The sequence below is a fragment of the Burkholderia sp. HAN2018 genome (assembly GCF_024704855.1).
GTDB classification, from domain to species: domain Bacteria; phylum Pseudomonadota; class Gammaproteobacteria; order Burkholderiales; family Burkholderiaceae; genus Burkholderia; species Burkholderia cepacia.
Genome location: NZ_QOBB01000090.1, coordinates 19,981 through 27,066, shown reverse-complemented (window position 1 = coordinate 27,066; position 7,086 = coordinate 19,981). Strand labels below are relative to the sequence as shown.

The 7,086-nt window shown below is 67.5% G+C and carries 10 protein-coding genes; 9 read left to right on the top strand and 1 reads right to left on the bottom strand.

All coding sequences use genetic code 11. The features are described from left to right. From DPV74_RS22025 to DPV74_RS22010, 4 genes are all read left to right on the top strand, one after another. A partial coding sequence (locus DPV74_RS22025) for a hypothetical protein (RefSeq protein ID WP_119337955.1) occupies positions 1–529 on the top strand: 529 nt, incomplete at its 5' end. A 108-nt stretch (positions 530–637) separates the two neighbouring features. Beyond that, positions 638–970, top strand: coding sequence for a RebB family R body protein (locus DPV74_RS22020; protein WP_021157934.1), 333 nt, complete (start codon positions 638–640; stop codon positions 968–970). A gap of 206 nt (positions 971–1,176) precedes the next feature. After that, positions 1,177–1,551 carry a RebB family R body protein gene (locus DPV74_RS22015; protein ID WP_034196216.1) on the top strand — a complete coding sequence of 125 codons (375 nt, stop codon included), beginning with the start codon at positions 1,177–1,179 and terminating at the stop codon, positions 1,549–1,551. Between the two features lie 195 nt (positions 1,552–1,746). After that, positions 1,747–2,070, top strand: a complete 324-nt coding sequence (locus DPV74_RS22010; protein ID WP_027792482.1) for a RebB family R body protein — start codon at positions 1,747–1,749, stop codon at positions 2,068–2,070. A gap of 76 nt (positions 2,071–2,146) precedes the next feature. On the opposite strand, the gene DPV74_RS22005 is transcribed toward DPV74_RS22010, so the two are convergent. Further along, positions 2,147–2,821: a Crp/Fnr family transcriptional regulator gene (locus DPV74_RS22005; protein ID WP_091921662.1), complete on the bottom strand. Its 675-nt coding sequence runs from the start codon at positions 2,819–2,821 to the stop codon at positions 2,147–2,149. Between the two features lie 406 nt (positions 2,822–3,227). Here DPV74_RS22005 and DPV74_RS22000 point away from each other — a divergent pair, with 406 nt between their 5' ends. The 5 genes from DPV74_RS22000 to DPV74_RS21980 all read left to right on the top strand — a co-directional run bounded on the left by DPV74_RS22000 (position 3,228) and on the right by DPV74_RS21980 (position 7,009). After that, positions 3,228–3,785 (top strand): RNA polymerase sigma factor, encoded by a 558-nt coding sequence (locus DPV74_RS22000; RefSeq protein WP_027792484.1) that lies wholly within the window; start codon positions 3,228–3,230, stop codon positions 3,783–3,785. Positions 3,786–3,890: 105 nt separating this feature from the next. Next, the gene (locus tag DPV74_RS21995) at positions 3,891–4,184 is read left to right on the top strand and encodes a RebB family R body protein (RefSeq protein WP_027792485.1); all 294 of its coding nucleotides are present in this window, start codon (positions 3,891–3,893) and stop codon (positions 4,182–4,184) included. Between the two features lie 29 nt (positions 4,185–4,213). Continuing rightward, positions 4,214–4,837, top strand: coding sequence for a hypothetical protein (locus DPV74_RS21990; protein ID WP_240440004.1), 624 nt, complete (start codon positions 4,214–4,216; stop codon positions 4,835–4,837). 157 nt (positions 4,838–4,994) lie between these two features. After that, positions 4,995–5,441: a hypothetical protein gene (locus DPV74_RS21985; RefSeq protein ID WP_091921664.1), complete on the top strand. Its 447-nt coding sequence runs from the start codon at positions 4,995–4,997 to the stop codon at positions 5,439–5,441. Positions 5,442–5,668: 227 nt separating this feature from the next. Beyond that, the gene (locus DPV74_RS21980) at positions 5,669–7,009 is read left to right on the top strand and encodes an NAD(P)/FAD-dependent oxidoreductase (RefSeq protein ID WP_119337954.1); all 1,341 of its coding nucleotides are present in this window, start codon (positions 5,669–5,671) and stop codon (positions 7,007–7,009) included. The last annotated feature ends 77 nt before the right edge of the window (positions 7,010–7,086 follow it).

The window sequence follows — 7,086 nt, the reverse complement described above, 5'->3', positions numbered from 1 at the left end:
CCAGCCGGCCCCGGCGGCCGGCGCGGCCACGCAGGCGAGCGCCGCGCCCCCGCCATTGCCGCGCTTGAAAACCCGGCAGGAGGCGCGCGAGCAGGTCAAGCATTTTCTGCAGCTCAACCAGCAGAAGGCGTACGAGAAGATGCGCGGCATCCTGCAGACGATCGACGCGCAGAACGAGACGACCCTCGGCATGCTGGCGTCGGAACAGCAGAAGGTGTCCGGCGTACTCGACGCGCACGAGCCGCCGGACGACGCACCGGCATCCGGCGCGGCCGACATCCAGGACAGCACCCGTGAGGCGCTGGCGGTGATCGGCGAACAGCTGACCGGCCTCATCCGGCAGGAAATCGACGCCTGTTTCCGGCACTACGTCGATTCGCTCGCCGAACGGCTTGCCGTGCGGCTCGACGCGATCGACGAGCGGTTGCAACGCATCGGCGCCCGTCCGTCCGACCTGCACGAACCGGCCGCTGCCGCCACCGCCGCCGCTTCTATTCACGACACCCCCGGGCCAGCGTCCATGGAGTAGCACACCGGGCATGCGGTCGAAGTCGAGCGGCTGAAGTCCGGCGGCTGGACGCGAAACCGGCCGGCCCCGATGTGCGACCTCTCAACTACGTGAATCAAGGAGCAAAAAATGGGTGATACGTGTCAGGTGTGCCAGGTCAATCCCGCGATTACCGATGCCGTCACGCAGGTCAACGTCAAGGTGGTCGCCGAGGCGCCGGCGATGGCGATGGGCTCGCTGTACCAGGCCCAGAGCCATTCGCTCAGCATCCTGTTCGAGAACGCGGTGCAGCAGCAGTCGCAGGCCGCGATCCAGTCGCAGACGTCGACGAACGTGGGGACGATGCAGCTCTACACGATCGGGCCGGAAAGCGCGGGGGCGGCCGCCACGGAAATCGGCGCGAACGGGATCATTTCCATTCTGGCCGACGTGATCGCGATCGGGAAGGCGATGCGCCCGTAACGCGCGGTCGCCACGCCGCGGTCGAGCGGCGGCGCAAGCGGCTCGGGCCGCCGATACCGCCGCAGCACCGCAGCACCGCAGCACCGCCGAACCGCAGCACGTCCGCCGGCGCCTGAGCAGCGGTGCCGCGCGGTGTTCCGGAGCAAACGACAGGACGGGTAGAGCCGATTCGATGCGGCGCCCGTTCGCAAACCAGGAGAAATTCGATGGCAAATGATACAAGCGCCCCGACGGATTCGAAGGATCCGAAAGACCCCTGCAACTGCAAGACGTGCGCGGTCAATGCCGCGATCACCGACGCCGTCACGCAGACCAACGTCAAGGTGGTGGGTGAAGCGCCGGCGATGGCAACGGGCTCGCTGTACCAGGCCCAGAGCCATTCGCTCAGCGTGCTGTTCGAGAACGCCGTGCAGCAGCAGTCGCAGGCCGCGGTACAGCTGCCGACCTCGACGAACGTGGGCACGATGCAGCTCTACACGCTCGGGCCGGCGAGCGCCGGCGCCGCCGCGACGGAAATCGGCTCGAACGGCGTGCTGTCCGTGCTGGCCGATGTGCTCGCGCTCGGCAAGGCGCTGGCCTGACGCGTAACCCGGCGTCGACGCCGGGCGGCGGCCCCGATCCTCGCGGCTGTCGCCCGGCGCCTGTCGTCATCCCGACGCTCGCGACGGCGAGCGTTCGCGCGCACCGATGCAATCGATCGGCGCACGTCGCCGACCGACCCATTCATGCGTTCGCCGTGACTGCATCGCAGCGGCGGGCAAACCAGGAGCAACGACATGCCGGAACAGGTTTCCGCCGCGGTGACCGATGCGGTCACGCAAGCCAACGTCAAGGTGGTGGGCGAAGCGCCCGCCGTGGCCTTGGGCACGCTCATGCAGTCGAACAGCCATGCGTCCGCGATCCTGCTTCACAACGCAGTGCAGATGCAGGCGAACCAGGCGATGTCCAACCTCGCCGCCACGACCGTCGGCGTCATGCAGCTCTACGCCGGCTCGCCGGTGGCGGTGGCCGCCGCGGCGCGCTCCGCGAACGACAACTTTGCGTCGCAACTGACCGCCGTCGCGCAGTTGATGAACGCCATCGGCCACTGGCGCGGCTGATCTTCACCGCGCGCCGCGCAACCCGGCGCGCGCGACCTCCTGCCGCCGCGGCGTCGCGGCGCATGCGCCCGGCGCGTCAATTGGCGTTGACGATGGTCCGCAGCTGCTCCGGCTTCTCGATCGTCACGCCGTGCGCGTGAAGCCGGATCAGGCCGTCGCGCTGCATCTTCTGCAGGCTGCTGTTCAGTCGCGGCCGGCTGACGTTGAGCATCGCGGCGAGGATGCTCTGGCTCTCCGGCAGCCTCACCTCGAGATCGTTCCCTTGCATGCGGTTCAGCAGATGGCGCGCGAGCCTGGCTTCGAGCCGGTACAGGCACGTCGATTCGACGAAGTCGCTCAGCTGGTGCACGTGCCGGCACAGCTGCTCGTGGATGCGCTCCATGAAATCCGCGTTGGCCAGCAGCGGCGCGAAATACTGGCGATGCAGCAGCGACACGCGGCAGTCGGGGCTCAACTGCGCGGTGAAGCTGCGCCGGTGGGCGCGAACCAGCGTGTTTTCGCCGATGAGTTCGCCCGGCAACGAGTGGCCGAGAATGAGTTCGCGTCCGCCGGGTTCGTGCAGCGTCTTGTACACGCGGCCGCAGTGCACGAAGGCGACGAAATCGCCCGGATCGCCCTTGAAGAACAACAGGCGGTTACCGTGTTCGGGCCAGGGCGCGAGATGCCGCTCGATGTGAGCGAGCAGGCTTTCCGGAAGATCGGCGAGTATCGGGATATTGCACAGCGTTTGACCGTTGACGAGGGCAGGCATGTTTTCCGTGCAAGGTTGTTTGACGATGCGGCCACCTAGCGAAAAACGCTGCCTTTGGCATTGCGTGAAAAATGAATGATGAAAATAACCAGATAATGGGAAAGCGATCCCGATACGGTTTTGCTTCGGCGCCAGGGACCTTTGGTCGACCGACATCGACGGCAGCGTGCCGGCGTAATCACGTCGCGGCGGCAGTCGCCATTTTTCATCGAAATGCCATTGGTTACGCTCGGCGGCGCGCCCGAAACGACGGATGAGGATATGCCGGGGAATTAAAGTTTCCGTTCACAATAATCAAGAAAATTTACACGAAGCGATTATCTTTAAAACGGTGTTACGCGGGTAACAGCGCCATTCCCGGCGTCGAATCGATTCTGTGTTTTCCATAAAAAAAGGAAGGCACGGGATGACAACCTCGAACCAGCACGCTGTTTCGACGCCTGAGTCGCCGGCGCAGCAGCTCGATCACACGTGGCGGGAAATGCAGGGGAAATTGCGGCGCCGCGCGCGCCTGTTGTGCAAGGGCGATATCCACCGTGCCGACGAACTGCTCTCCGATACCGCGCTCAAGGTCCACATCTACCTGCAACGTTCGCCCGAGCGCGTCCGGAACCTGGCCGGCTTTCTCTTTCTGGCGCTGAACCACGCGTTCCTCGACGGCGCGCGCCGCCGTGTGCGCGAAAGCGGCATGCTCGAATTCGACCCGGGCTGGGACGACGATCACACCGTCGAGCTGGCCGGCCACGCGCCGTCGGTGGAGCAGCAACTGCTGCTCCGGCAACAGCTGCTGCGTCTCGAGCAGGTGCTGTCCACGCTCTCCTCGCAGCAGCAGATGCTGTTCACGCTGAAGTTCGAGGAGGACCGGCCCTATCTGCACATCGCGGCGACGCTCGGGATCAACGAGCCGCTGGCCAGGAAGCGTGTCGAGCTGCTGCGCAGGAAATTGCGCGAGGAACTCGCGTGAGCGCGTTCACGAACGCGGGCATGCAGCGTTCCTAACGGCATGCGCGGCGTCGATGGCTTGCCGTTCCTTCAATCGCATGCCGGAGCCGAGATCCGAGGAGGCCTCGTGGCAGACAAAGTCAATGAGCAGGTTACCGACGCGCTGACGCAGACCAATGTCAACGTCGTCGCGGGATCCCCGGCCCAGGCGCTGGGCATGCTTTACCAGATGTTCAGCCAGGCCGTCGGCATCTCGGCGCAGAACATGACGCAGCAGCAGGCGGCGCTGAACCAGATTTCGAACGCCGTCGTGTCGAAGGCGGTGGCGATGATCCTGTCCGTCGAAGCGTCGCCGAAGCCGGCAGCGGGCGGCGCGGCGCAAGCCCCGGCGGCCGGGCCGCAGACGGGTTCCACGCATTAGTCGACTCTCGGGATACCTGAACCATGAACATGAAAGGCCTTTTGGGCGGACGCGGCGACGGTGCGCCGCAGGCGCCGCACGATGGCGCGTCCGCGGCAGCAGGCGCAACGACGCCGGCCGACGCAACGACGTCCGCCGACGTCGCGCCGCCCGTCGCGGTGCCGAAAGCAGGCGCGCGCGCATGGCCGGTCAACCGGCTGCGCAGGCTCACCGATGCGCTGAAGGCGCCGAACCAGGTCGCCGGTTCGGCCGGGGGCGGCGGTTCGGCGCTGCAGACCGTGCAGGCGATCAACGCGGAGGCGGCGTCCTACGCGACGACGCAGATCGCCGTCGGCCCGAACATGATGATCACGCAGGCGGGCGGGATGGTCGCGCAGGCGGCGGCCAACTACTTCGAGGCGTCGACGTCGCTGGCGATCGCAGGCAAGAGCGTGCTGATGAAGGATCTGGCGCAGAAGACCATCGACGAGAACGTGCGCGGGATGGCGATGGATGCGGTGGGCCTGCTGTTGACCGACCTGTTCGTCGCGACGGCGGCGGTCGTGGCGGGTGCCGCGGAGGCGATCGAAGGCGAGGCCGCGAGCGTCGCGCTCGACAAGATCGACGAGAGCCTGCAGCGGTATCAGGCGCTGCTGGACAAGAAGGGTGCGTAGCGCGCGACCGCGCGCGGCGACCAGGAATCAATCGACACGACCCGCCGGGCCGTCAGGCCCGCCGCGGGATGTGAGCGGCGGGAACGACGCGTGTCCGCTTTCCCGGACACGCGTCGTTCCCGCCACCGGCAGTCCCATCGAGTCAAGTGAGGAACCCATGCCCTACGACATTCAGAACGTACAAGGTCCCGCGCCGCTGGCGGTTGGCGAGCGCATCTGGGGAGATGCGTCGGAAATCGATTTCGGCGCGATGACGAGCTGCATCGCGCTCGTCGAGCAGACGCCGGGCCAGCCGGCGTCGGTGCGCGCGATCCATCTGTCGATCGTCAGCGACGACGGTACGAAGGTGTACGACCCGTCGGCGAACGTGGCCGGGCAGGTCGAAACGATCATGCAGCAGAGCGGCGACCTGCGTACCTGCCTCGGGCGCATCGATCTCTGGCAGGCCAGCGAGTCGCAACAACTGCGGGATTTCTTCGCCGCGCTGATGCTGAGCCTCGACATGCAGAACTGGGTGCCGTTGCCGGACGGCAATCTGCGGGTGCGGATCAACGGCGGCGTGATCCAGTATCGGCAGGGCGCCGGCCCATGGACGAACGCGTAGCCGGCGCGACCGGTTGAAGCCGGCGCCAGCCGTCCGGGCGGGCGCCGGTGCAACACGGGCGTGTCGTCCCGTGCCGCTCGCCGCCCGCGCGCCCCCCAGCTTTTTGCTCATCAACACCAACAAAAATCATCATTTCGCCGCAAGCGGCGTGTCAGCAGAATGTCTCCATTCCAGCTCGAGCGACAGCACGCGCGTCGCGCCGAGCCGCACTTCAGAAGGAGACAGCCGTGGCAGTCGAAACAACCTCAATCGATACGCTCGTCGTCGGCGCCGGTCAGGCCGGCGTGGCCATGAGCGAGCACCTGGGCAAGCTGGGCGTGCCGCATCTCGTGCTGGAGCGCAGCCGCATCGCCGAACGCTGGCGCACGGGGCGCTGGGATTCGCTGGTCGCGAACGGCCCCGCGTGGCACGACCGCTTCCCGGGGCTCGAATTCGACGGCCTCGACCCCGACGCGTTCGCGTCGAAAGACCAGGTCGCGGACTACTTCGAAGCCTATGCGCGCAAGTTCGACGCGCCGATCCGCACCGGCGTCGAGGTGAAGCGGGTCGTGCGCAATACGGGCAAGCCGGGTTTCGTCGTCGAGACGTCCGACGGCACGATCGAGGCGAACCGCGTGGTCGTCGCGACGGGGCCGTTCCAGCGCCCGGTGATTCCGCCGATCGCGCCGGACGACGCGCGCCTCGTGCAGCTCCATTCCGCCGACTACCGCAACCCGGGCCAGCTCCCGGACGGCGCGGTGCTGGTGGTCGGCGCGGGTTCGTCGGGCGTGCAGATCGCCGACGAGTTGCAGCGCGCGGGCCGCCGGGTCTACCTGTCGGTCGGCCCGCACGACCGCCCGCCGCGCGCGTATCGCGGCCGCGACTTCTGCTGGTGGCTCGGCGTGCTCGGCGAATGGGACAAGGAAGTCGCGACGCCCGGCCGCGAACACGTGACGATCGCGGTGAGCGGCGCGCGCGGCGGCCATACGGTCGATTTCCGCAAGCTCGCGAACCAGGGCGTGACGCTCGTCGGGCTGACGAAGTCGTTCAGCGGCGGCGTGGCCACGTTCGAGCGCGATCTCGCGATCAATCTCGCGCGCGGCGACGAGAACTACCTGTCGCTGCTCGACGCGGCCGACGCCTATGCGGCCCGCAACGGCCTCGACCTGCCGGCCGAACCCGACGCCCGCCACATCCTGCCGAACCCGGACTGCGTCGCGCACCCGATCCTCGCGCTCGACCTCGCCGGCGCGGGCGTCACGTCGATCGTCTGGGCGACGGGATATGCGGTCGACTACGGCTGGCTGAAGGTCGATGCGTTCGACGCGAACGGCAAGCCGCGGCACCAGCGCGGCGTGTCGAAGGAGCCGGGCATCTATTTCCTCGGGCTGCCGTGGCTGTCGCGGCGCGGCTCCAGCTTCATCTGGGGCGTATGGCACGACGCGCGGCATATCGCCGATCACATCGCGACGCAGCGCACCTACCTCGAATACCACGACGCATCGCGGCGCCGCTCGGCATCGCGCCCGGAGCCGGACGGCGCAGCGTCGCACGCCGACGCGCAGCCGCTCGCCGACGCGGTCAACTGACCGAACCCATGCCGCCCGCCTGCCGCACCGCGATCGTGTTCGCGCCCGGTGCGGCGGCGCGCCCCCTGACGACTGAA

Bases quoted from the DNA above. Each gene is read 5' to 3' on its own strand.
- DPV74_RS22015 (WP_034196216.1), top strand. From the start codon at position 1,177: ATGGCAAATGATACAAGCGCCCCGACGGATTCGAAGGATCCGAAAGAC.
- DPV74_RS22010 (WP_027792482.1), top strand. From the start codon at position 1,747: ATGCCGGAACAGGTTTCCGCCGCGGTGACCGATGCGGTCACGCAAGCC.
- DPV74_RS22000 (WP_027792484.1), top strand. From the start codon at position 3,228: ATGACAACCTCGAACCAGCACGCTGTTTCGACGCCTGAGTCGCCGGCG.
- DPV74_RS22005 (WP_091921662.1), bottom strand. From the start codon at position 2,821: ATGCCTGCCCTCGTCAACGGTCAAACGCTGTGCAATATCCCGATACTC.
- DPV74_RS22020 (WP_021157934.1), top strand. From the start codon at position 638: ATGGGTGATACGTGTCAGGTGTGCCAGGTCAATCCCGCGATTACCGAT.
- DPV74_RS21990 (WP_240440004.1), top strand. From the start codon at position 4,214: ATGAAAGGCCTTTTGGGCGGACGCGGCGACGGTGCGCCGCAGGCGCCG.
- DPV74_RS21985 (WP_091921664.1), top strand. From the start codon at position 4,995: ATGCCCTACGACATTCAGAACGTACAAGGTCCCGCGCCGCTGGCGGTT.